Origin of the sequence: Gordonia cholesterolivorans (genome assembly GCF_039531975.1) — a bacterium.
GTDB lineage: Bacteria > Actinomycetota > Actinomycetes > Mycobacteriales > Mycobacteriaceae > Gordonia > Gordonia sihwensis.
The window spans coordinates 153,730-177,596 of sequence record NZ_BAAARB010000007.1 but is presented as its reverse complement, the minus strand read 5'-3'; the positions used below and the strand labels follow the sequence as shown (position 1 = coordinate 177,596).

The 23,867-nt window shown below is 68.3% G+C and carries 22 protein-coding genes and 1 riboswitch; of the genes, 9 read left to right on the top strand and 13 right to left on the bottom strand.

Annotated features, from left to right (window positions below):
* Positions 1-252 precede the first annotated feature (252 nt).
* The gene (locus tag ABFX36_RS09020) at positions 253-1,503 is read left to right on the top strand and encodes a D-alanyl-D-alanine carboxypeptidase family protein (protein WP_346076004.1); all 1,251 of its coding nucleotides are present in this window, start codon (positions 253-255) and stop codon (positions 1,501-1,503) included.
* 1 nt (position 1,504) lies between these two features.
* Here ABFX36_RS09020 and ABFX36_RS09015 read toward each other — a convergent pair whose 3' ends face one another.
* Together ABFX36_RS09015 and trpS are read right to left on the bottom strand one after the other, a co-directional pair.
* Positions 1,505-2,566 (bottom strand): YhjD/YihY/BrkB family envelope integrity protein, encoded by a 1,062-nt coding sequence (locus ABFX36_RS09015; protein ID WP_346076012.1) that lies wholly within the window; start codon positions 2,564-2,566, stop codon positions 1,505-1,507.
* Between the two features lie 62 nt (positions 2,567-2,628).
* The gene (gene trpS, locus ABFX36_RS09010) at positions 2,629-3,660 is read right to left on the bottom strand and encodes a tryptophan--tRNA ligase (protein WP_006897237.1); all 1,032 of its coding nucleotides are present in this window, start codon (positions 3,658-3,660) and stop codon (positions 2,629-2,631) included.
* Between the two features lie 223 nt (positions 3,661-3,883).
* Between trpS and ABFX36_RS09005 the strand changes: the two genes are divergently transcribed.
* Complete coding sequence (locus tag ABFX36_RS09005; RefSeq protein WP_222111012.1) at positions 3,884-4,660, top strand: hypothetical protein; 777 nt, start codon at positions 3,884-3,886, stop codon at positions 4,658-4,660.
* Between the two features lie 209 nt (positions 4,661-4,869).
* The gene (locus tag ABFX36_RS09000; protein ID WP_006897235.1) at positions 4,870-5,577 is read left to right on the top strand and encodes a hypothetical protein; all 708 of its coding nucleotides are present in this window, start codon (positions 4,870-4,872) and stop codon (positions 5,575-5,577) included.
* A gap of 28 nt (positions 5,578-5,605) precedes the next feature.
* Here ABFX36_RS09000 and ABFX36_RS08995 read toward each other — a convergent pair whose 3' ends face one another.
* The 3 genes from ABFX36_RS08995 to ABFX36_RS08985 all read right to left on the bottom strand — a co-directional run bounded on the left by ABFX36_RS08995 (position 5,606) and on the right by ABFX36_RS08985 (position 9,028).
* On the bottom strand, positions 5,606-6,448 hold the full coding sequence (locus ABFX36_RS08995) for an exodeoxyribonuclease III (protein ID WP_062367076.1): 843 nt from the start codon (positions 6,446-6,448) through the stop codon (positions 5,606-5,608).
* Between the two features lie 9 nt (positions 6,449-6,457).
* Positions 6,458-7,717, bottom strand: coding sequence for an MFS transporter (locus ABFX36_RS08990; protein WP_231875707.1), 1,260 nt, complete (start codon positions 7,715-7,717; stop codon positions 6,458-6,460).
* A 93-nt stretch (positions 7,718-7,810) separates the two neighbouring features.
* Complete coding sequence (locus tag ABFX36_RS08985; protein WP_006897232.1) at positions 7,811-9,028, bottom strand: NADP-dependent isocitrate dehydrogenase; 1,218 nt, start codon at positions 9,026-9,028, stop codon at positions 7,811-7,813.
* Positions 9,029-9,392: 364 nt separating this feature from the next.
* Positions 9,393-9,507: riboswitch (SAM riboswitch) on the top strand.
* 66 nt (positions 9,508-9,573) lie between these two features.
* Here ABFX36_RS08985 and ABFX36_RS08980 point away from each other — a divergent pair.
* Complete coding sequence (locus ABFX36_RS08980) at positions 9,574-10,884, top strand: bifunctional o-acetylhomoserine/o-acetylserine sulfhydrylase (RefSeq protein WP_278126708.1); 1,311 nt, start codon at positions 9,574-9,576, stop codon at positions 10,882-10,884.
* Between the two features lie 48 nt (positions 10,885-10,932).
* On the top strand, positions 10,933-12,093 hold the full coding sequence (metX, locus tag ABFX36_RS08975) for a homoserine O-acetyltransferase MetX (protein ID WP_062367083.1): 1,161 nt from the start codon (positions 10,933-10,935) through the stop codon (positions 12,091-12,093).
* A 23-nt stretch (positions 12,094-12,116) separates the two neighbouring features.
* Here the strand turns inward: metX and ABFX36_RS08970 are convergent, their stop codons facing one another.
* Genes ABFX36_RS08970 through ABFX36_RS08955 form a run of 4 tightly spaced genes read right to left on the bottom strand, consistent with a single transcriptional unit; the run spans position 12,117 to position 14,417 of the window.
* Positions 12,117-12,494: a nuclear transport factor 2 family protein gene (locus ABFX36_RS08970; protein WP_346075999.1), complete on the bottom strand. Its 378-nt coding sequence runs from the start codon at positions 12,492-12,494 to the stop codon at positions 12,117-12,119.
* A 42-nt stretch (positions 12,495-12,536) separates the two neighbouring features.
* Positions 12,537-12,899 carry a DUF3017 domain-containing protein gene (locus tag ABFX36_RS08965; RefSeq protein WP_006897228.1) on the bottom strand — a complete coding sequence of 121 codons (363 nt, stop codon included), beginning with the start codon at positions 12,897-12,899 and terminating at the stop codon, positions 12,537-12,539.
* Positions 12,899-13,765 carry a bifunctional methylenetetrahydrofolate dehydrogenase/methenyltetrahydrofolate cyclohydrolase gene (locus ABFX36_RS08960; RefSeq protein ID WP_278126702.1) on the bottom strand — a complete coding sequence of 289 codons (867 nt, stop codon included), beginning with the start codon at positions 13,763-13,765 and terminating at the stop codon, positions 12,899-12,901. The genes ABFX36_RS08965 and ABFX36_RS08960 overlap by 1 nt, the downstream gene beginning before the upstream one ends.
* 43 nt (positions 13,766-13,808) lie before the next feature.
* Positions 13,809-14,417, bottom strand: a complete 609-nt coding sequence (locus ABFX36_RS08955; protein WP_006897226.1) for a TetR/AcrR family transcriptional regulator — start codon at positions 14,415-14,417, stop codon at positions 13,809-13,811.
* Positions 14,418-14,538: 121 nt separating this feature from the next.
* Here ABFX36_RS08955 and ABFX36_RS08950 point away from each other — a divergent pair, with 121 nt between their 5' ends.
* Both ABFX36_RS08950 and ABFX36_RS08945 read left to right on the top strand, forming a co-directional pair.
* Entirely contained in the window at positions 14,539-15,876 is a 1,338-nt protein-coding gene (locus ABFX36_RS08950; RefSeq protein WP_346075996.1) for a cytochrome P450, read from the top strand.
* Positions 15,877-15,968: 92 nt separating this feature from the next.
* The gene (locus ABFX36_RS08945) at positions 15,969-16,361 is read left to right on the top strand and encodes a hypothetical protein (RefSeq protein ID WP_346075994.1); all 393 of its coding nucleotides are present in this window, start codon (positions 15,969-15,971) and stop codon (positions 16,359-16,361) included.
* Between the two features lie 80 nt (positions 16,362-16,441).
* Here ABFX36_RS08945 and ABFX36_RS08940 read toward each other — a convergent pair whose 3' ends face one another.
* The gene (locus ABFX36_RS08940; RefSeq protein WP_278126696.1) at positions 16,442-16,612 is read right to left on the bottom strand and encodes a hypothetical protein; all 171 of its coding nucleotides are present in this window, start codon (positions 16,610-16,612) and stop codon (positions 16,442-16,444) included.
* A 303-nt stretch (positions 16,613-16,915) separates the two neighbouring features.
* On the opposite strand from ABFX36_RS08940, the gene ABFX36_RS08935 reads away from it, so the two are divergent.
* The gene (locus tag ABFX36_RS08935) at positions 16,916-17,380 is read left to right on the top strand and encodes a tRNA (cytidine(34)-2'-O)-methyltransferase (RefSeq protein ID WP_006897221.1); all 465 of its coding nucleotides are present in this window, start codon (positions 16,916-16,918) and stop codon (positions 17,378-17,380) included.
* A gap of 37 nt (positions 17,381-17,417) precedes the next feature.
* Here ABFX36_RS08935 and ABFX36_RS08930 read toward each other — a convergent pair whose 3' ends face one another.
* The gene (locus ABFX36_RS08930) at positions 17,418-18,482 is read right to left on the bottom strand and encodes a citrate synthase (protein ID WP_278126694.1); all 1,065 of its coding nucleotides are present in this window, start codon (positions 18,480-18,482) and stop codon (positions 17,418-17,420) included.
* A 54-nt stretch (positions 18,483-18,536) separates the two neighbouring features.
* On the opposite strand from ABFX36_RS08930, the gene ABFX36_RS08925 reads away from it, so the two are divergent.
* Positions 18,537-19,691, top strand: coding sequence for a citrate/2-methylcitrate synthase (locus ABFX36_RS08925; RefSeq protein ID WP_346075992.1), 1,155 nt, complete (start codon positions 18,537-18,539; stop codon positions 19,689-19,691).
* Here ABFX36_RS08925 and nagB read toward each other — a convergent pair.
* Together nagB and ABFX36_RS08915 are read right to left on the bottom strand one after the other, a co-directional pair.
* Positions 19,688-20,437 (bottom strand): glucosamine-6-phosphate deaminase, encoded by a 750-nt coding sequence (gene nagB, locus ABFX36_RS08920; RefSeq protein ID WP_006897218.1) that lies wholly within the window; start codon positions 20,435-20,437, stop codon positions 19,688-19,690. The two genes, ABFX36_RS08925 and nagB, sit on opposite strands and share 4 nt — an antisense overlap.
* Before the next feature lie 75 nt (positions 20,438-20,512).
* A complete protein-coding gene (locus ABFX36_RS08915; RefSeq protein ID WP_346075990.1) occupies positions 20,513-23,803 on the bottom strand; it encodes an error-prone DNA polymerase in 3,291 nt (1,096 codons plus the stop codon).
* Positions 23,804-23,867 lie beyond the last annotated feature (64 nt).

The window sequence follows — 23,867 nt, the reverse complement described above, 5'->3', positions numbered from 1 at the left end:
GCCATCGATGAACGGACACGTCTTGCTGAAGGCACCCACAACGAGGCCAGCGGAGCGATGAGTCACGAACACAACGACGAACCCATAACCACCCTGCCAGTCAGCCCCAGGCCAACCACCCCAAACAATCACAGCGGAGCGAGTCGAAACCACCCGCACCCGGACGCCGAAGCGCGAAGCGAGTCGAAACCACCCGCACCCGGACGCCGAGCGCGGACCGCCCGACGACCGCCCTGTAGGGTGACGCTCGTCATGAGCATGTCCGTCTTGAAGCGCGCCGGGGCGACGGTCGCCGCGTTCGGCGTCGTCGCGGCGCTGTGCGCACCGCCCTCGTCGGCCGATCCGGCCGTGGCGGTCACTCCTCCGGTGCCGATGACCACCCCGAACACCGACGCATGCCCGCATCTCACCGATCCGCCGCCCGCGGTCGACGAATCCGAAGCGGTCGCTCCCGGCGTCCCCTCGCCCTCGCCGCTGCCGGTGCCCCAGCGGCCAGTCGGCGGTGACGCGCTCGGCGGATGCGGCGTAGTCGCCGACCCCGCGGCGGGCCCGCTGCCCGACCGTCTCAACTCCTCCGGCTGGCTGATCGCCGACCTCGACTCGGGTCGAGTGATCGCCGCGAAGGATCCGCACGGCCGGTACCGCCCGGCGTCGACCATCAAGGTCCTGCTCGCGCTCGTCGTCCTCGACGAACTCGACCTCGACTCGTCTGTGGAACCGACGCCCGCGGACTGGTCGATGGAGGGCGACTCCTGCGGGATGGGCCCGGGCGGCCGCTACACGGTGCGCGACCTGCTCACCGGCCTGCTGGTCGTCTCCGGCAACGACTGCGCCTCCGCGCTGGCCGGGCGTCTCGGCGGGCATGACGCGGCGCTGGCGAAGATGAACGCGAAGGCCGCCCACTTGGGCGCCGACGACACCCGTGCGGCCAGCCCGTCGGGCCTGGACGCACCGGGGATGTCGACCTCGCCGTTCGATCTGGCGGTGATCTTCCGAGAGGCGATGCGGAATCCGGTGTTCCGTCAGATCGTCGCACTGAGAACCTTCACCTTCCCCGGCTATCCGAAACGGCCGGACGTTCCCGGCGACGTCGACCATCCGGCATGGACGATGCACACGTCGAACACCCTGCTCCGCGACGGATGGCCCGGTATGCTCGGCGGCAAGACCGGGTACACCGACGACGCCCTGAAGACCTTCGTCGGCGCCGCCGAGCGCGACGGCCGCAGGGTGATCGTGACTCAGATGTACGGGCTCAACGAAGCCGACAACATGTACTCGCAGCAGGCTGAGCGGATGTTCGACTACGGGTTCGCGGCCCCGTCCGACACCTCCGTCGGAACACTCGACGTCGCCGATCCGCCACCGGCCGCCGCCACGACCGCCGAGCCGGGCCACGACGATCCCTCGCCCGCCTCGGTCTGGACGGCAGGGCTCGTGGCCTTCGCCGCCGTGTGTCTCACCGCCGCGGCGGTCCTGTGGCGGAAGCGATCACGGCGCTGACTCAGCGGTCGTGACGGCCGAGCCAGCCGGCCAGCCCCGCCGCCGCGGCGCCGATCCCGGCCGCGGCGATCAGACGGCGCGCCTGCTTCTCCGGCTCCGCCTCATACACCGGCGCCAGGACCACGGGTTCGGCTTCCGGCTCCTCCGGGTGCTCGAGTTCGTCGACGATCAAGAACCGCTCGTTGTTCGGGTCGGCTGCGCTCCAGGCGGCCGCGTAGAGCACGATCCGGGAAGCGAGATAGGCGAAGACCATCACACCGATGATCGGGCCGAACGCGGTGCCCGCCGGGCTCCCCAACACCTTCTGCAGATACAGGCTGCTCACCGATTTCAGGATCTCGAACACGACCGCCGTGCCGAGGGCCGGCCACAGGATCGCACGTGCCGACACCGTGCAGCGCGGCATCCACGCGAGAACCACGATGAACAGCACCCACGTGGCGGCCACCCCGACGATCACCGACGCCGCGCGCAGCAGGAACGTCATGAGCCAGTTGTCGGGCAGACCCAGATAGTCGGTGATCTGCGAGCCCAGCGGCCCGGTGGACACGATGTTCAGTCCGATGGTGACGAGGAACAGCAGTCCGAGCGTCACGAACGTTCCGAGGTCGTACAGTTTGCCGAGAATCGCATTGTTCTTGACGCGCCCGCCCCACATCTCCGTGAGACCGTTGCGCATCAACGTCATCCAGCCGATACCGGTCAGCGCCGCGGTCACCAGACCGATCACACCGACCGTGCGGCGCGAGGCGATGGCGGAGTCGATCACCGAGTTCAGCTGATCCCCGAGCTCGCCGGGCACGTGTTCGACGATCGCATCGGTGATATCGGTCAGCAGCGCGGGATTCCAGACCAGCACGAAGGCTGCGGTGGCGAACGACACCATCAGGATCGGGACGAGAGCCAGGATGCCGATGAAGCTGATCGCCGCGGCGTAGGCATTTCCGCGACGCTCGTTGTACCGGTCGAGCGTCGCGACGACGTGGCGCAGCAGGCCCCACCGGTCGATCGACGCGTCGTACAGCGCCTTCAGCCGGGCGATGATCTCCTTGATGCGGTCCATGCTCCCCTTCGTCTCGGCCACGTCACTCCCCGCGGCGCCGTCGCTCGGACCCTACCCGGCGATCAGCCGGGCAGCAGGAATCCGACCTTGTCGTAGACGGCGGCGACGGTGTCCGACGCGATCTCCCGAGCGCGTGCGGCTCCGTCGGCGAGGATGCCGTCCAGGTGAGCCCGATCGGCCAGGATCTCTTCGACGCGACCGCGCAACGGCGTGACGAACTCCGTGAGGATGTCGGCGGTATCGACTTTCAGCTCACCGTATCCCTTGCCCTCGTACGACGCGACGATTTCGTCCATCGCACGCCCGGTCAGCGCCGCTTGAATGGTGAGGAGGTTGGAGACGCCCGGTTTGTTCTCGCGGTCGAAGGCGACGACCCTGTCATTGTCGGTGACGGCCGAGCGGATCTTCTTGGCCGACCGCTTCGGCTCATCGAGCAGAGAGATCAGACCCGAGTCGGAGTCGGCCGATTTGCTCATCTTCGCCGTCGGGTTCTGGAGGTCGTAGATCTTGGCGAACTCTTCGACGATGTACGGCTTCGGCACCGTCAGCGTCTTGCCGTATCGCTTGTTGAAGCGCTGGGCGAGGTCGCGCGTCAGTTCCAGATGCTGCCGCTGGTCCTCGCCCACCGGAACGCTGTCGACCTGGAAGGCGAGGATGTCGGCCGCCATCAGGATCGGATAGGTGAACAGGCCTACGCCGGCAGCATCGGTTCCCGACTTCGCCGACTTGTCTTTGAACTGCGTCATCCGGCTGGCCTCGCCGAACCCGGTGAGACACGACAGCACCCAGGTCAGCTGCGCGATCTCCGGAACGTGCGACTGCACGTAGATCGTCGCGCGCTTCGGGTCGACGCCGACCGCCAATAATTGTGCGACGCTGCGTCGGGTGCGCTCCCGCAGCACCTTCGGGTCCTGCGGAACCGTGATCGCATGCATGTCCGGGATGAAGTAGAAGGCCTCGTCGAACTCGTCCTGCAACTGCACCCACTGCCGTACCGCGCCGAGGTAGTTCCCGAGGTGGAACGAGTCGCTGGTCGGCTGGATTCCGGACAGGACGCGGCGGCGCGGTGCGGGCCGCGATACAGGCGATGTCATGACCTCAATTGTTTCAGACCCGGACAATCGAGTTTCCGACGGTCGCGGACCGGCTTCCGCGCCGGTCGATCGGCCGACGAAACACCGAAATCGTGTCGCCATGTGTGACATGTCCGGTCATTGGATCGTCACGTGGTCACCACCACTGTTAGCTTCAGGCTTCAACCGGTCACCGCACCGGCCTCTCCCTCCTGGTCAATCCCTTCCGAACAACGGAGCCCCCATGAAGCTGTCCCTCGTCAAGCGCGGCGCGATCGTCGCTGCTGCCGCCGCCGTCGCGGGCGCCGGACTCACCGCTGCCCCGGCGGTCACCGGTGCCGTCGGCGGCGCCTCGGCCGCCACCTGCCAGTCGGAGTCGACCGAGACTGTCAGCGACGCCATCATTCCCAGCATCAAGTACATCTTCCAGAAGTCTGCACCCGCCGAGGTCGGCCAGGGTGCATCGATTACCTATTCGATCTCCGTCAGCACAACCGGCGCAGGTAACCCGTACGTGCAGGGCGTCTGGGACACCCCGCCGGCGGAACTACGTGATGTGAAGCCGACGGTCAAGGTCAAGGCGTTCACCCTGCTCGGCGGCATTCTCGGCGGCGGCGGTGCGTTCGACAAACTCATCCAGGAACGGGCCGTCGCACCCGGCGACGTCACCAAAGACAACGCCAGCTGGCGGATCAGCCACACCGGGTGGGCGATCTTCGCTGGTCAGGCATACACGGCGAGCTTCACTTACCAGCTCCCCAGCAGCGTTCGAGTCGGAAAGCAGCTCACCAGCGGCGGTGCCGCCGTGCGAGGAACGCCGGATTGGTCGATCGGTTCGAAGCAGATGCCGAACCTGACCGCCTGCACCACGGTGCGCGCACCCAACGCCGGCGAGGCGATCACTGGCAGCCTGGACTCGGCGGGCCTGGGCTCCTCGGAGGGGCAGCTCTCGAGCACCGGCTCGCTCACCGACATGATTCCGGCCATCATCGGCGGCGCCGTCGGCGGACAGGACGACTGACCTCCACCGACACCGACACATAGGCGACGGGCCCGCTCCATGGGAGCGGGCCCGTCGTCGGTTTCTCGACATGAGAGGGATGAAGTCCGACCTCGGATTCGTGCCATCGCCCGCGCCGCGAATCGGCTCCTCGGCTGTGTGCGTGCCAGGATCGCACCGAAGCGCCCTTGGCGCAGTCACTGATGATTCTCTCTGAACGGTGGTCCCGCATGAAGCGAATCCCCTTGTCCCGCACGACTTCTCTCGTCACCGCAGCCGCCCTGATCTGCGGTGGCCTCACCGCCGCCTCCGTCGGCGCGGCAGGTGGCGCCGACGCCGCGACCTGCTCGTCGGCCAGCCGCACCACCAAGAAGGCCACCCTAGCGACGCATAACTACTCCAAGTCGGTGACCCAGACCGCCGGTGCGCTCGCGAAGGTGACCTACACGATCGACGTCGGCACCTCCGGTGCCGGCAATCCGTACGTCAACTCGATCACCGACACCCCGCCCGCCGGATTCGGGAAGCCGACGGCGAAGGTGAGGGCGTACCACTTCCTCACCGGCCTCAAAGAAGAGGCGGTTCCGGTGACTGCGTCCGGTACCGGCTGGAAGGTCTCGAACACGGGCTGGTCGGTGACCTCGAGCCATCCCGTCACGGCGTCGTTCACCTACGACATGCCGCTGTCGAAGTTTCCCGGCTTCCCGGTCACCAGCGGCGGCATCGCCGTCACCGGAACTGTCGGGGTCGAAGGCGACTTCCCCGGTCTCACCGCGTGCTTCCTGACTCGCCCGATGTCTCCCGGCGAGGCGATCGGCAGCGTCAGCGGCGATCTGTCCAGTTCCGGGTCCACCCAGGACATCATCAGCGAGGTGGTGGCCGGACTGGTCGGCGGCGTGATCGGCGGCATCGGCAGCGGAAGCAAATCGGCCAGCTGACGGATGCGCCCCGGAGGCCGCGGACCGCTCAGCCGAATACCGCGGTCACCGGGGCGTGATCGGACCACCGAAGGTTGTACGCGCCGGCTCGATCAACCCGCGTCCGTTGCGCTCGTGCAGCCAATGCCGGCGTCGCGAGGTGGTAGTCGATACGCCAGCCGGCGTCGTTGTCGAACGCCTTGCCCCGCCACGACCACCACGCGTACGGCCCAGCGACGTCGCCGTGATGCTCGCGCGCCACGTCCACCCAGCCGGCCTCCAGCAGTCCGGCGACCCATGCCCGCTCGTGCGGGAGGAAACCCGCGTTTTTGAGATTGCCCTTCCAGTTCTTGATGTCGCGCTCGTCGGGCGCGATGTTCCAGTCACCCGCCACCACCGCCAGTCCCCCGGTGCCGAGCAGTTTGTCGAGGTAGGGCCGGAACACTTCGAGGAAGCGCCGCTTCTCCTCGTACTTCTCGATGTCTTTCTCCTGCTCGGTCGGCGCCGCCCCCGTCGGCAGATACAGGCTCGCCGCGGTCACCGTCTCACCGCCGAAGTCGAAATCCGCCTCGATGTACCGTCCCGCCGTGTCGAACTCGTCGCTGCCGAAACCGACCCGCACCTGCGAGGGTGCGCGGCGAGACAGGATCCCGACGCCGGCGCGGCCCTTGACCGACGATTCCGTGTGCACGAAGTGCCACCCGGCATCCAGCGCGGGCTGCAGCGCCTTGCGAGCGATCGCGTCGCCTGCCCTCACCTCTTGCATCAGCACCACGTCGGGTGCGGCGTCCTCGAGCCACGGGAGCATGCCCGGATTGTCGTCCGAGCGCTGCTTCACAGCGGCACGGATCCCGTTGACGTTGATCGTGGTGATGGAGAACGGTGTGGTCACGGGACCACCCTAGCGACCGCTTCGGACATCGCCCACGGGCTCGTCTCCGACCGGAACCGCGACCTCCCGCTGCGGCATCTCCTCGCCGGACCGCCGCGCAGCCGCCACCGCCGCCGCGAGCACCAGCACGCCGCCCACCGCGAGGACCGCACCGACCAGTGACGGTGCCCGGTAACCGAGACCGTGGGCGATCACCAGCCCGCCGACCCATGCGCCGAGAGCGTTGGCGACGTTCAGCGCCGAATGGTTGAGCGCGGCCGCGATCGTCTGCGCATCGTGCGCGACGTCCATCAGTCGCGTCTGCAGCCCGGGGATGGCGGCCGATCCGGAACAGCCGACGAAGAAGGTCATGATCACGGCCGGCCACCCGGTGGACACCAGGAGCGCGAACAGCACCAGCGCCGACGCTGCGCTCGCCATGCCGATGGCGATGGCCTTGTCGCCCAGGCGGTCGGCGAGACGGCCGCCGAGGTAATTGCCGCTCACCATTCCCGCGCCGAACAGCATCAGCGCGATCGGCACCGCGGCCTCCGACAGTCCGCCCAGCGAGGTGAGCGCGGTGTTCAGATACGTGTAGAAGGCGAAGAAGCCGCCGAATCCCACCACGCCGACCAGCAGCGTCAGCCAGATCTGCCCGTGGCGGAGTCCGCCGAGTTCAGTGGCGGGATCGGTGGTGCGCATCGACCGCAGATCGGGCACCACGCGCCACAGCGCGAGCACCGTCACAGCACCGATCACCACGACGAGGGCGAGGGCGGCGCGCCACCCGAGCGCCTGGCCCAGCCAGGTGGCCGCCGGCACCCCGAGGACGTTGGCCACCGACAGTCCCATCATCACCTGCCCCACCGCCTGCGCACGGCGGCCGGGGCCGGCGAGGTGGGCGGCGACCAACGAGGCCACGCCGAAATACGCCCCGTGCGGCAGCCCGGCGACGAAGCGTGCGGCCATCAGCGTCGGATAGTTCTGCGCCACCAGACTCAGCGCATTGCCGAGAGTGAACGCCACCATGAGTGCGATCAACAGCGTCCGTCGCGACACCCGGGCCGCGAGCACCGCGATCAGCGGAGCGCCCACCACCACGCCCAGCGCATAGGCGGAGATCAGGTGCCCGGCGGTCGGCTCACTGACGCCGAGGCTCGACGCGATGTTCGGCAGCAGCCCCATCGCGACGAACTCGGTGGTTCCGATGCCGAACCCGCCGAGCGCGAGTGCTCCGACCACCCAGCCTACCCGCCCAGCCGGATGCTCGCCGTCGCACGATGCCGCCACGTCCTGAGTCTCGGTGTCCACCCGATGCGCAACACCCGCACACCGAGCGCCATTCCACAGACCGCGGTGACCTCCGACACCCGGAGGAGAGGACTACCGCAGCGCGGCCTGCAGATTGTCGTCGAGAGCGCCCAGGAACTCCTCGGTGGTGAGGTACGCCTGGTCGCCGCCGACCAGCAGTGCCAGGTCCTTGGTCATCTTCCCCGACTCGACGGTCTTGATGACGACGTCCTCGAGCTTCTCCGCGAACTCGCGCACCTCGGGAGTGTTGTCGAGCTTGCCGCGGTGGTCCAGACCACGCGTCCAGGCGAAGATCGACGCGATCGGATTGGTCGACGTCGGCTTGCCCTGCTGGTGCTGCCGGTAGTGCCGGGTCACGGTACCGTGCGCGGCCTCGGCCTCGCAGGTCTGGCCGTCGGGTGTCATCAGAACCGAGGTCATCAGTCCGAGCGAGCCGTAGCCCTGGGCCACGGTGTCCGACTGGACGTCGCCGTCGTAGTTCTTGCACGCCCAGACGTAGCCGCCCTCCCACTTGAGCGACGAGGCGACCATGTCGTCGATCAGCCGGTGCTCGTAGTGCAGCCCCGCGGCATCGAACTCGGCCTTGAACTCACGCTCGAAGACGTCGGCGAAGATGTCCTTGAACGCGCCGTCGTAGGCCTTGAGGATGGTGTTCTTGGTGGACAGGTACACCGGATAGTTGCGCTGCAGTCCGTAGTTGAACGACGCCCGCGCGAAGTCCTCGATCGACTTGTTGAAGTTGTACATGCCCATCACGACGCCACCCGACTCGGGGATTCGGACGATCTCGTGCTCGATCGGCTCGCTTCCGTCGTCGGGCGTGTAGGTGATGGTGACCGTGCCCGCCGAGGGCACCTTGAAGTCGGTGGCGCGGTACTGGTCGCCGAAGGCGTGACGCCCGACGACCACCGGCTTGGTCCAGCCGGGTACCAGCCGAGGCACGTTCGAGATCAGGATCGGAGCCCGGAAGATGGTGCCGCCGAGGATGTTCCGAATGGTGCCGTTAGGCGATCGCCACATCTTCTTGAGACCGAATTCCTCGACGCGGGCCTCGTCGGGGGTGATGGTGGCGCACTTGACGCCGACACCGTGCTTCTGAATCGCGTGCGCGGCGTCCACCGTGACCTGATCGTCGGTCGCGTCGCGGTTCTCGATCCCGAGGTCGTAGTAATCCAGATCGATGTCGAGGTAGGGGTGGATCAGCTTCTCTTTGATGAACTGCCAGATGATTCGCGTCATCTCGTCGCCGTCGAGTTCGACGACGGTGCCCTCGACCTTGATCTTGCCCATATGGCTCTGTGCCCTCCTCAGCAGTAGACCGCCGGCCACTCGTCCTCAAACGTAATACGGACGGTCGTTCGGCGCGGCGGGCTCCAAACAGAACGCGCGTACTGTTTTAACCAGCATATCCCATGAGCAGCTCAGCGACCGAGCGATCGTGCAAGCACCGCCGCGCCTCCGCAGATCCGCGCCGAATGCCCTGTGCGGCAGCAGTTCTCCTTGAACACCGCGCCGACGCGCCGAGACCGACCGCTCGCACCGGTCGTCGCTTTTGCGCGGTCCTACCACATCGCCCACCGGGTCGACAGATTTACGACCAGGGGCGGTGAAGCCGTTTCAACAGCCGCATCGAGTTGATATATCCTCAGCAACAGGTCATGAGTGTCAGCGCACAGCCCCGGCTTGCTGACCGGCAACCCTCCATCCGCGGTGGGGTGCTCCGGGTGATGACCTGGCTGCGACGGAAGTCGCCGCAGCAAGCGCGGGTCCGAGGGTCGGACCCAACATACGAGGCCCACCCCGGGCCGCCGACCGAAGAAAGAGAATGACGTCTCATGTCTGACGCCGCGAATTGGAGCTTCGAGACCACCCAGGTGCACGCCGGGCAGGTAGTCGACGCGACCGCCAAGACACGCGCACTGCCGATCTACCAGACCACGTCGTACGTGTTCGACAACACCGACCACGCGGCGAACCTGTTCGCGCTCGCCGAGCCGGGCAACATCTACACCCGGATCATGAATCCGACGCAGGACACCGTCGAGCAGCGCCTCGCGGCTCTCGGCGGCGGCGTCGCGGCCCTCTTGGTGGCCTCCGGCCAGGCCGCCACCACCTACGCGATTCAGAACATCGTCGAGGCCGGCGGGCACGTCGTCTCCAGCCCCCGCATCTACGGCGGCACATACAATCTCTTCCACTACACGCTGCCGAAGTTCGGCATCGAGGTCTCGTTCGTCGACGATCCCGACGATCTCGAGTCGTGGAAGTCGGCGATCCGGCCCAACACCCGCGCACTGTTCGGTGAGACCATCGCGAACCCGCACAATCAGGTCCTCGACATCGCCGGAGTGGCGGACGTCGCACACTCGCACAGCCTCCCGCTGATCGTCGACAACACGGTCGCGACGCCGTATCTGCTGAATCCCATCGAGCACGGGGCCGACATCGTCGTGCACTCGGCCACCAAGTACATCGGCGGTCACGGCACCGCGATCGGCGGCGTCATCATCGACGGCGGCACCTTCGACTGGCGCGTCCAGCGCGACGGTGAAGACCTGTTCCCCGGCTTCACAACCCCGGACCCGAGTTACAACGGCGTCGTCTTCGCCGACCTGGGGGCTCCGGCCTACGCGCTCAAGGCGCGCACGCAATTGCTGCGCGACACGGGCGCGGCCATCTCGCCGTTCAACGCCTTCCTGCTGGCTCAGGGCATCGAGACGCTGAGCCTGCGCGTGGAGCGCCACGTCTCCAATGCACAGAAGGTGGCCGAGTTCTTGGAGGCCAACGACCAGGTCACCTCGGTCTCGTACGCCGGTCTCAAGTCGTCGCCGTACTACGAACGGGCGCAGAAGCTGCTGCCGAAGGGCGCCGGCGCGGTCATCGGATTCGAGATCGAGGGCGGCGTCGAGGCGGGCAAGGCCTTCGTGAACGCGCTGACCCTGCACAGCCATGTCGCCAACATCGGCGACGTCCGCTCGCTGGTGATCCACCCCGCGTCCACCACGCACAGCCAGCTCTCCCCGGAGGAGCAGCTGGCCGCCGGTGTGACGCCCGGTCTAGTCCGGCTCGCCGTGGGCATCGAGGGCATCGACGACATCCTCGCCGACCTCACCACCGGGTTCGCCGCGGCAGCGCGAGTCAAGTAGCCGTTGTCTCGTCCACTGCCGTTGTCTCGTCTACTGAAGGGAGGCCAGGTGTCGGTCAGTATCGACCCGGCCACGACGGTGAGCGACCCCGACTGGGCCACCCGTCCGGACGGAGCTCAGGTCAGCGTCTCGATCGGCGATCTGACTCTCGATTCGGGGGCCACGCTGGCCGACGTCACCGTCGCCTTCCAGAAGTGGGGCACGCCGACGGCGGCCCGGGACAACATCGTGTTGGCGCTGCACGCGCTCACCGGTAACTCGCACGTCGCCGGCCCGGCCGACGATCAGTTCTCGATGACCGGATGGTGGGACGGACTGATCGGGCCGGGCTGCGCGGTCGACACCGACGAATGGTGCGTGTTGGCGCCGAACGCGATCGGCGGCTGCTTCGGCTCCACCGGTCCCGGCTCCCTCGCTCCCGACGGCAGGCCGTGGGGGTCACGCTTCCCGCGGCTCACCGTTCGCGACCTCGTCCGGTCGGAGTCGCTCGCGCTGGAGGCACTCGGCATCAGCCGTCTGGCCGCCGTCGCGGGCGGCTCGATGGGCGGTGCCCGTGCCCTCGAATGGGCCGTCACCCACCCCGACGCGGTCGGCGCCGCGCTGGTGCTGGCGGTGGGCGCGCGGGCCAGCGCCGATCAGATCGGCACGCAGACCACCCAGATCGAGGCGATCAAGTCCGATCCCGCGTGGCAGGGCGGCGACTACTACGGGACCGGCCGCTCCCCCAGCACCGGAATGGGTATCGCGCGCCGAATCGCGCATCTGAGCTACCGGAGCGACCGCGAACTCGACCAGCGTTTCGAGAACCGCCCCCAGGGGGAGGAGAACCCGCTGGTCGACGGCCGCTACTCCATCGCCAGCTATCTGGAGCACCAGGCCGAGAAGCTCAAGCGGCGCTTCGATCCGGGCGCCTACGTGGTGCTCTCGGATGTCCTCAACAACCACGACGTCGGCCGCGACCGCGGCGGCGTCGCGGCGGCCCTGGCCGGATGCAGCGTGCCGACCGTCGTCGGCGCGATCGACTCCGACCGGCTGTATCCGCTGTACCAGCTCGAGGAGATCGCCCGCGAGCTCGGCGACTGCGTCGGCGGGCTGCACGTGATCCGCTCCGACGCCGGCCACGACGGATTCCTCACCGAGTTCGAGCCGATCCGGGAACTCCTCGCGAAGACGATGGACGTCGCGCGCCTGCGGCGGTCGGCGGACTGAGCCGCACCCCGCAGCGCTCACTCTCACAGTTCCGTCGAGGCCACCCAGTACTCGGTGAACCGTCCGTCACGGACGCTCAGGATGTCGTTGCCCGTCAGATACGAGATCTGGCCGTCGGACGTCGTACCCTGACCTGCCCACCGCCCGGCCACGTAGCCGTCGGCGGCGAACGGCCCGACCTCCACCTCGAAGACCAGGTCCCGGTAGGTGGCTTTCGTGGCGTCGACCAGTGCGGCGAGCTTGCCGGGACCGGCGACCTCCGCGCTCGGCCAGTGTCCGAGGAAGTCCTCGCTCACCAGTTCCTCGGCGACCGCCTTGAGACGTTCGCGGTCGGTCGGCCCGTTCCACAATTCATCGATCCAGCGGCGATACAGATCGCATGCGTCGGCAGATTCGGTCATGCCTCAACCGTGACACATCACGGCGCCGACCCGGCGGAGGTGCTATGCGGTTCCGAGCGAGTCGATCGATGTGGCGAGCCACAGCACGGTGCCGCCGAGCGCCGCCATGGCGCAGATGTCGAAGACGCGGCTGCGCACCTGCAGGAGGCCGACGCGATTCGCCGGAAGGAACGCACGGAACACCGCGCCCAGGAGCATCGCCGAGCCGAAGACGAATGCCCCGCGTCGCCAACGGTCGATCAGCACCAGCAGCGCCGCGACGGCGATCACCGCCAGAACGGTGTAGTAGGGCACGTTGGCGATGAAGCCGTGCAGCTTGCGGGCACGGCGCATCGATTCCACCCGTTCCGAGTCGACCGGGACGGGCCCGTCGTGCGCAGCACCCCCGGACGCCTCGGCCGCCATCACTTGCTCTCGAGGTCCGCCAGCTGAGCTTCGGCGCGCTCGACGACGTTCGCCAGCAGGAATGCGCGCGTCAGCGGACCGACGCCGCCCGGGTTGGGCGACACCGCGCCGGCGACCTCCCAGACGTCGGGGTGCACGTCGCCGGTGAGTCCCGCCTCGGTGCGGCTGACGCCGACGTCGATGACGGCGGCACCCGGCTTCACCATGTCGGCCGTGATCAGGTGCGGCACGCCGGCTGCCGCGACCACGATGTCGGCGCGGCTCACCTCGGCCGCGAGGTCGCGGGTACCGGTGTGGCACAGCGTGACCGTCGCGTTCTCGCTCCGGCGGGTCAGCAGCAGGCCGATCGGTCGGCCGATGGTGACGCCGCGGCCGACCACGGTGACGCGCGCGCCGTCGAGCGGGATGTCGTAGCGGCGCAGCAGGTGGATCACGCCGCGCGGCGTGCACGGCAGGGTCGACTCCTTACCGAGCACGAGGCGGCCGAGGTTGATCGGATGCAGACCGTCGGCGTCCTTCTCCGGTGCGATGCGCTCGAGCGCCGCGTTCTCATCGAGATGCTTGGGCAGCGGCAGCTGCACGATGTAGCCGGTGCACGCGGGGTCCGCGTTGAGTTCGTCGATCGCGGCGTTCAGCTGCTCGGTGGTCGCGTCGGCCGGGAGATCCTTGCGGATCGACGCGATGCCGACCTTGGCGCAGTCGGAGTGCTTGCCCTTCACGTACGAGTGCGAACCCGGGTCGTCGCCGACGAGCACTGTTCCCAGTCCGGGAGTGATCCCGGCTGCGTTGAGCCGCGCCACGCGGGCGCTCAGATCGGTGAAGATCTCGTCGCGGGTGAGTTTGCCGTCCAGTCGAATCGCCGTCACGGGTCTCTATTGTTCCACTATCCCCGCCGATCGCGCGTACCCCCTAGTCGACGGCGCGCGCAGCGGCCGTGCCGCCGACCAGGGCGACGCACGCCGCCACCGCCGGCTCCTCGAGCGAGCTCAGCGGAAGGCCGCGTTCGATCGTCGATGCCGCGAGTTCCCGAATGCCTCCCCAGACGATCACCGCGGTCTCGCGAGACATCGGCGGGATGCCCGCGGCGTGGAACCGGTCCGTGCCGGTCAGGCGTGCCATCAGAGCCGTGAACGCCTCCAGCGAAGCGAGCTGCACCGCACGGGCCGCGTCACCGAGAGCCGGCAGTTCCCGAATCCAGCTGCGCGTGGTGCCGGGATTCGATTCGCACACCGTGATGTATGCGTGCACCGCCTGTCGCACCTGCGCCGGCCACGCGGACGCCGGGTCGACGGCCGTCTCGATTGCCGCCAGCAGTTCTACGTTGACGGCGCCCAGCAGTTCTACGTAGCACTCCTGCTTGTCTGCGAACTCGGCGTAGAAGGAACGTTTCGACGTGCGTGCCACACGCACGATGTCGGCGATGGTGGTCGCTTGGTAGCCGCGATCGGTCAGGCACTGGCGCATCGCGTCGAGCAGCCGCCCGCGGACGGTCGGGCTCTCCTGCGCGGTCGTCGGCATCTCCCACCTCACGGGTCCCCTTGGCAAGTTCGGTACTTCATCGTACCGTTGGTACCGACCGGTACCAGGCGGTGACGCGGACGCGTTCCGCCGGTGCCCGCTCTCGAGAAAGGACGATGTCGTGGATCTCCAAGTCTCCGATCCGGAACGCACACGCGCCGACGGGCCGCACCGTCTTCCACCCGGCCCTCGACTGCCGCGCGCGGTGCAGGGTGCCGGATTCCTCGTCGACCGACGCCGATCCCTGCGCTGGATCGCGCACCGCTACGGCGACGCCGCCGCGCTGTCCCTTCCGTTCTTCGGCGAGACCGTGCTGATCAGCGATCCGGCGATGGCCAAGCAACTGTGCATGGCGAAGTCGGACACCGTCGTCAACGTCCGGCCCAACCTCGGGCGCACTCTGGGCCGCGGTTCGATGTTCGCACTCGACGGCGACGAGCACCGGCGCCGGCGGCGTCTGCTCACTCCGCCGCTGCACGGGCGGCGAATCAAGGAGTACGAGGCGATCGTCGCGCAGGAGTTCGCCTCGGAGGCGTCGCGCTGGCCGGTCGGACGTCCGTTCGCGACGCTGGAGCCGATGATGCGGATCACGCTGAACGTCATCCTCCGCGCGGTGTTCGGGGCGCAGGGCAGCGGACTCGACGCGCTTGCCGACCTCATGCCTCGGTTGGTGACGAACGGGTCGCGGCTCGCCACACTTCCCGAACTGCCGCGGTTGGGAGGAAAGGCCAACCCGCGCAACCGATTCGACGCCGAGCGCGCCGAGTACGACGCAGTCATCTCGCCGTTGATCACTCAGGCCCGCGCTGACGCCCACCTCGCCGAGCGCAACGACATCCTCGCGCTGATGGTGCAGAGCAGCTACGACGACGGCACAGTCATGTCCGACGCGGAGATCCGCGACGAACTGCTGACCCTGCTCGCCGCCGGTCATGAGACCACCGCGACCACGCTCGCGTGGGCGATGGAGCGTCTGAGCCGGCACCCGCGGATTCTCGCCGACCTCGCGGCCGAGGCGCGGTCGGAGGAGAACGCACTCCGGATCGCGACGATCCACGAGGTCCAGCGGAGCCGGCCGGTGATCGACCTGTTCGGCAGACACGTCATCGCCGAGGACGGTCTCGAACTCGGCGACTACCGAATCCCCAAGGGATACAACGCGGTGGTGGCCATCTCACTGCTGCACGACGACAGCCGGCAGTTCGCCGACCCGGCACGGTTCGACCCGCAGCGCTTCGTCGACGCGAAGCCCGGGCAGGCGTGGCTGCCCTTCGGCGGCGGCACCCGGCGCTGCATCGGAGCAGCGTTCGCGCACATGGAGATGGATGTGGTGCTCCGAGAACTGCTGCGCACGTTCACCGTCCAGCCGACCGCAGCGAAGGGCGAACGCTGGCACTCCCGAGGCGTCGCGTACGCGCCCGCACGAGGCGGGCGCGTGGTGCTGTCGCGACGAATCTGAGGCGGCGGACGCGGGGTGGTTCCCCGCCGCCGGCCGATATGAGTCGGTATCGTCCCATTCATCAGAATGAGAGGCGCCCCATGTTTCGCTCTGTGACCGGTGTTGTTGCGGCAGTCGTCGCAGCCGGCCTGCTCGTCGGCTGTTCCACAGGCGACGTCTCCGCCGGAGGCGCGACGTCGCCGGAGACTGTTGTATCGAAGACGGCGGCTTCTGCCGAGGAGTACACCGCTGCGTACACGTCCCCGGCGCCGGAGACGACCGAGATGAATACTCAGCACCCTGCGGCGCCAGTCAGCTCGGCCGCGAACGCGATCATGCCGAACGTCGTGTGCATGAACCTCCAAGAGGCTCAGAACGAGATCCAGCGGGCCGGTGTCTTCTACTCGCGAAGCAACGACGCCACCGGCAGGGGCCGACACCAGATCCGCGACCGGAACTGGGTGGTCGTCGCTCAGACTCCGTCCCCCCGGGACGCCGATCGGTGAGGGCGACGCCGTTCTGTCGGTCGTCAAGATCGGCGAGCCCAGCCTGTGCTGAACCGCCCGGTACCTGCCGCGAACAGAGGTCAGGCGGCGGCCATCTGCTGCGACCGCGCGACGGCGAGGAACTCCTCGACCGTCACGTAGAAGCCGGTGGCGTCGTCGATCTGAAACCAGACGGTCTGCTTCGGATCGAGCCCGGCCCGTCCCGCGATCGAGGTGATGGTGGTGGTGTTGTTGTCGATAGTGCTGTTCATGTGATGCCTCCTGGCATTCGGGTAGATGGCAACGGCTCACGCCGTCGCGGGAGATGTCATGGGTCTGGGGCTCCGATATCGGCCCAGTCACGGACTTCATGAGGCTCTCGTGGTTCGGCTGCATCGATGCGCCGATCCTTGACCCAGAGTTCCTCGGGAGATTCGCGGATCGCTTCCGGCGGACCGTGAGAGGGTCTACGCCAGCGAATCGCGGATACAACATCCTCGCACATTCATTCGAGACGCGTCAAGCGCCCGTCCCTCGACTCCGGCTTCCGAGGTGCCGGAGCATAGGATCCTCGTGTGTTCCGAATCGTCTACTACCAGCCCTGCATCCCTCCGAACACCGGCAATGCGATTCGGATCGCGGCCAACACGGGCTGCGAACTGCACCTCATCGAGCCGCTCGGATTCACCATGACCGATGCCCAGGTGCGCCGTGCCGGTCTCGACTACCACGAGATGGCCAATGTGACCGTCCACCCGGACCTGGACACCGCGTGGGAACGGCTCGCTCCGCGACGGGTGTTCGCCTTCACCGCCCACGCCACCCGCTTCTACACCGACGTCGCCTACGAGACCGGCGATGTGTTGTTGTTCGGACCGGAACCCACGGGACTGCCCGACGAGGTCCTCGCCGATCCGCGGATCACCGACCGGCTGCGCATCCCGATGCTGGAGGGGCGGCGTTCGATGAACCTGGCGAATGCCACCAGCGTCGCGCTGTACGAGGCGTGGCGTCAGCACGGGTTCGACGGCGCGGTGTGACGCCGGTGACGAGGTCGCGTCCGGCACGTCCCACTCGTCACCCCGTCCTGCTGCCTCGCCACCGCAGCGGCGCCTCGCCGTACTCCTCGACCGCGTGCGCGGCCATCCCGACCGTCCGCCCGTACTGAAACAGCACCTCCCCCGACCGCACCGGGAGCCCCAGTTCGTGGGTGACGACAGCACCGGCGAAGTCGATGTTCATCGGCCGCCCCACCCGGCGGGCGATCGACTCGGCCGCAGCCAGGGCCTGCGAGTCGGGCCGGTCGGCCCGGACACGGTCGAGCACGATCCGCGCCCGCGGATCCACCCCGGTGTAGATCACGTGCCCGAACCCCGGCACACGGCCTCCGACCACCGCGTCGGCCAGCGCGCGATCGACTGCCGTCCCGCCGACCACCGCGTCGAGCAGCACCCGGGCAGTGGCCGGCGCCCCACCGTGCAGCGGACCCGACAGCGCCGCGTATCCGGCGAGCAGCGCGTCGAACACGCCGGCGCGTGCCGACGCCGCGACCCGCGCCGCCGTCGTCGACGCGGCGAGACCGTTGTCGATCAGGACCGTCGCGAGCAGGTCGATCCACGGGTGCGTGAAGTCGATCTCGGGCACTGATGCGGCAAGACGCGGAAGCAGTCCCACGACGCGGTCGCCGATGTCCGACAGATCGGCCCGCAGCGGGTCGGCCGCGGCGATCAACGCCACCGTCAACGGGATGCGGCGCTCGACGGGCACGCCCGAGACCACGGAACCGTCGACGTCGGGCGGTGTCACGGCCGACGAGGCTCCGAGGACCAACTTCGCCGCCCCAGCGAAATCGGTCTCCGCGCACAGTTCGGCGAGGTCACGGCCCCGTAGGTACAGGCGGTCGTCGCGGATCGCGGATACGCCGCTGGCGACGGCGCGGAACCGCAGCAGTCGGTCGCCCGCCCGGCGTCCGTCGTGCTTGGCGGCGGCCAGGGAGTCGATCTGCGTGCGGTCGAACAGCGATTCCGACTGGCCCGGCATCCGCCGCGAGGACAGGACGCCGCGACTGACGTACGAGTACAGCGTCCCGCGCTTGACTCCGAGCCGGGCCGCCGCCTCCGACGTGGTGATCCACTGGTCCACGGGTTGATTCAATCAACATTGCAGATGTTGATCAATGGGCGCAGACTCGGCCGCATGACTCAGAGCACGCCCATCACCGTTCCCCGCGGACTGAAGAATGTGATCGTCACCGACACGGCCATCGGCGACGTCCGCGGCGAGGAGGGCTTCTACCACTACCGGCAGTACGACGCGACGGAGCTGGCGCGCACGGCGCGCTTCGAGGACGTCTGGCATCTGATGATCTACGGCGAGCTTCCCGACGCGGCGGCGTCGGAGCGGTTCGCGCGCCGCATCGGTGAACTCCGCGTCCTCGACGGCACCACCGTCGATCTGCTGCGCAGCGTCGTCACCCCCGATGTGGAGCCGTTGGCGGCATTGCGCGTGGCACTGGCGACGGCGGGGATCACCGAACGCCCGCTGTTCGACCTGCCCGAAGCCGACCGCATCCACGCCGCGCTGCGCTACGCGGCCATCGCTCCCACCGTGATCGCCGCCGCGCACCGGCTCGCGCGCGGACTCGACGTCGTCGACGCCGACCCCGCCGCCGAACACACGGCCGACTACCTGCGGATGGCGACCGGGAACACCGCCGACGACGCCGTCAGCGCCCTGCAGACCTACCTCGTGACCACCATCGACCACGGCTTCAACGCCTCGACGTTCGCCGGGCGCGTGGTCGCCTCATCGGGGTCGGACATGACCTCGTCGATCCTGGGCGCGCTCGGTGCGTTTCTCGGCCCGCTGCACGGCGGCGCGCCCGGACGGGCGCTGGCGGCGCTCGAGGAGATCGGCGATCCGTCGAACACCCGGGACTGGGTGCGGGGAAAGGTGGCCGGCGGCGAGGTCATCATGGGCTTCGGTCATGCCGTCTACCGCACGCACGACCCCCGCGCCGAACTGCTGAAAGAGGTGGTCACCACGCGCTACGACTCTCCCCTGGTCCGGCAGGCGGCCGCGGTGGAGGCCGAGATCGAAACCGCGATCAACGAATTCAAGCCCGGTCGGCGACTGTACGCGAACGTCGAGTTCTACGCCGGTGTGCTGATGAGCGAGGTCGGTCTGCCGCCGGAGATGTTCACGCCGACCTTCGGCGTCGCGCGAATCGTCGGCTGGACCGCGAACATCCTCGAACAGGCCGCCGAGCGCAAGATCATCCGTCCGGTGGCCCGCTACGTGGGACCGGAGCCGAGCCGCACCGCGAGTTCGCGAACCACTGCGGACGCCTAAGGCTTGTGGGCGTAGACGTACTTGTAGTAGTCGGCGTCGGCCAGCTTGCTCGCGGCCGCGGGATCGATCACCACCGTCGCGTGACGATGCCACTGGAGGATCGATGCCGGGCACGACGCCGACAGCGGTCCCTCCACCGCCGCCGCGATCGCGTCCGCCTTGCCCTCGCCGGTGGCGACCAGCGCGAGCCGCTCGGCATCGCAGATGGTGCCGAGCCCCTGGGTGATCACGTGCATCGGCACTTCGTCGAACGAGTCGAAGAATCGGGCGTTGTCCTGCCTGGTCTTCTCGGTCAGCGTCTTGATCCGGGTACGTGAGGTCAGTGACGACGACGGTTCGTTGAATCCGATGTGCCCATTGCTGCCGATGCCGAGGATCTGCACGTCCACCGGGCCGAGGCGGCCGATGAGCGCGTCGTAGGCTTCGGCGGCGGCCTTGAAATCGGGAGCCATGCCGTCCGGCGAGTGCACCGTGCCGATGTCGATGTGATCGGTGAAGTTGTCGCGGATGAACCGGGCGTACGACTCCGGGTGCGTGGGCGGAAGCCCGACGTACTCGTCGAGCAGTACCGCGTCGACGCCCGCGAACGACAGCCCGTTCTCGCGATGCCTGCGGATCAGCTCGGTGTAGGTGGCCAGCGGCGACGATCCGGTCGCGAGGCCGAGCGTCGATGCACCGCCTTCGATCGCCTCGGCGATGATGTCGGCCATCACCAGCTCCGGACGATCGACGATCACGACCTCCATGCGTCTCCCCGCTCTCTGTGCGCCTCCGTCGTCACCGCGACGATATCCCGATTCGGCCGGTGGTGCGGCGACTCGTCAGCACCAGTCCCGAGACCGCGTTCCCACTTTCAGATCCAGTCGCTGCAGCCGATCGGCGACGACGGTCACCGCTCCCTCCGCGTTCTGCACCCGGCCCCGGATCAGCAACGCCGACGCCGTCTGCGCCAGTGACCGATAGCGTGCCCACAACCCCACCGAACACACCACGTTCACCATGCCGGTCTCGTCTTCGAGGTTCACGAACGTGACACCCGAAGCGGTGGCCGGCCGCTGCCGATGCGTCACCGCTCCCCCGACCAGCACCCGGCTGCCATCGGCCACCGACAGCAGCCGGGCGGCCGGGACCACACCCATCGCATCGAGCCGGGGCCGCAGGTATTCGGTGGGATAGGACTTGGGTGAGATGCCGGTGGAGAGCGCGTCGACGGCCGTGAGTTCCACCTCCGACATGCCGGGCAGCGTCGGGGTCGCCCGCGGTGACGGCACGTCGAGCTGGTCGTCGCGCAGTCCCGAGGCGGCACCGGCCTCCCACAGCGCCTGTCTGCGATCCAGACCGAGGCTCTCGAACGCGCCCGCGGTCGCGAGCGCCTCCAGCTGCGCCGTCGTCGCATTCACACGCCGGGACAGATCCGCCACCGAGACGAACGGACCGCCGCAGGTCCGCTCCTCGACGATCCTCGTCGCGAGGTCGTCGGACAGTCCGCGCACCGCACTCAGGCCGATCCGCACGTCGAGCCCGTCGTTCTCCAGACTCGCGTGGGAGAGCGAGGAGTTCACATCCGGTCGGTGCACCTGGACGCCGTGCCGCCGGGCATCGGCGACCAGCGACTGCGGCGAGTAGAAGCCCATCGGCTGGGCGCGCAGCAGCGCCGCGCAGAAGGCCGCCGGATGATGGAGTTTGAACCACGCGGAGTAGAAGACCAGCGACGCGAAACTCTGCGAATGACTCTCCGGGAAACCGAAATTCGCGAACGCGGCCATCTTCTCGTAGATGCGGTCGGCGAGGTCGCCGGTGATGCCGTGCCTCTCGCGCATCCCGTCGTAGAACCGTGTGCGGAGCCGCTGCATCTTCTCCGGCGACCGTTTGGATCCCATCGCACGACGCAACTGGTCGGCCTCCGCGGCGCCGAAACCCGCGACATCGCGCGCCACCTGCATCAGCTGCTCCTGGAACAGTGGAATGCCGAGGGTGCGCCCGAGTGCGTCCTCCATCGACGGATGATCGCAGTGCGGCTCCTCCAGCCCGTTGCGCCGGCGGATGTACGGATGCACCGAACCGCCCTGGATCGGCCCCGGCCGGATCAACGCCACCTCGACGACGAGGTCGTAGAAGTTCCGCGGCTTCAGCCGCGGCAGGGTCGCCATCTGCGCCCGTGACTCCACCTGGAAGACGCCGACCGAATCGGCGCGGCACAGCATGTCGTAGACGGCCTCCTCGGTCAGGTCGAGCCGTGCCAGATCCACCCGCACGCCCTTGTGCTCGGCGACGAGATCGATCATGTAGTGCAGTGCCGACAGCATGCCCAGGCCCAGCAGATCGAACTTCACCAAGCCGACCGCCGCGCAGTCGTCCTTGTCCCACTGCAGGATGCTGCGATTCTCCATCCGGGCCCATTCGGTGGGGCAGACGTCGGCGATCGGCCTGTCGCAGATCACCATTCCGCCCGAGTGAATCCCCAGATGTCTCGGCAGCGAGGAGATCTGCGCGGCGAGCTCGCGGACGTCGTCGGGCGCGGAGTCGGGGATCTTGCTCCAGGCGTCCTGCTGTCCGGGGGCGTACCCGAGCGCCCGGGCCATATCGCGCACGGCCGACCGCCCGCGGTAGGTGATGACATTGGCGACCTGTGCGCTGTGACTGCGCCCGTGCTTGGCGTAGACGTGCTGGATCGCCTCCTCACGGCGGTCGGACTCGATGTCGACGTCGATGTCCGGCGGACCGTCCCGCTCGGGTGAGAGGAATCGCTCGAACAGCAGATGATTGGCGACCGGGTCGACGTTGGTGATCCCGAGCGCGTAGCAGACCGCCGAGTTCGCCGCGCTGCCCCGGCCCTGACACAGGATGTCGTTGTCCTTGCAGAACGAGACGATGTCGTGCACCACGAGGAAGTAGCCGGGGAAGGTCAGCGTCTCGATGATCGCCAGCTCGTGGTCGATCTGCCGGTACGCGTCGGGACGCTGCTCCCTGGTGCCGTAACGCTCGCGGGCTCCCCGTTCGGTGAGTGCGCGGAGCCAACTGGCTTCGGTGTGGCCGTCGGGGACGTCGAAGGGCGGCAGGTTCGGGGCGATCAGCCCGAGCGAGAAGGCGCATTCCTCCGCGAAGGCGACGGCGTTGTCGATGGCTTCACGGTGGGCGGGCATCAGCCGGAGCATCTCGTCTCCGCTGCGCAGGTGCGCCCCGCCCACCCCGGGCATCCAGCCGTCGATGGTCGCGATATCGGTCCGGGCGCGCACCGCCGCCATCGCCGTCGCGAGTCGGCCGTTCTCCGGCGCGGCGAAGTGCGCGCCGGTGGTCGCGACTGTCGGCACCCGATGGGATGCGGCCAGTGACGCCAGGATCGCATTGCGTTCGTCGTCGTCCGACCCGGCACCGGGGCTCAGCTCGACGGCGACGTTCCCGGCCCCGAAACGGTCGATCACCGTCCCGAGCGCGGTGTCGGCGGCCCGCCGGCCGCCGCGGTCGAGCGCCCGGCGCACCGCACCCTTGCGGCACCCGGTCAGAACCAGCCAGTCGCCGTCGGCGGCGTACTCGGTGATCGCGTCGGCGTCGTAGCGCAACAACCCCTTCTCGCCACCGCTCATATGCGCGTCGGCGATGACGCGGGAGAGCCGGCGGTAGCCCTCGGCGCGGCGTGCGAGGACCAACAGGTGCTCCCCCGGCGGGTCCACCGCACCGGCGCGGGCACTGTCTCGCTGCAGCGAGAGTTCGGCGCCGAACACCGTCGGCATGCCGAACTCGCGGGCCGCTTCGGCGAATCGGACGACACCGTAGAAGCCGTCGTGATCGGTCAGCGCGAGCCCGCGCAGCCCCAGCCGCTGCGCCTCCTCGACCATGGCCTCGGGCATCGACGCGCCGTCGAGGAAGCTGTAGGCACTGTGCGCGTGCAACTCGGCGTACGGCACCGTCGATGCGCCGAACTCGATGTCGGTGGCCTGGTACGGGCCCCGCTTACGCGACCATGCCGGCGAATCGCCGCCGTCCCCCGGCGGCCCCGCGCCGTTGAACGTGGGCGGAAACGTCTCACCGAGCCGGTCGCCGCGCGCAGGCGCACGCCCCGACAGCACTCGCTCCATCTCCGACCAGGTCGGAGGCCCGTTGTTCCATCCCACACACCGATGATAGAACATATGTTCGATATCTGCCTTGCCGTGGCCCGCCCCCGGCCACACCCCA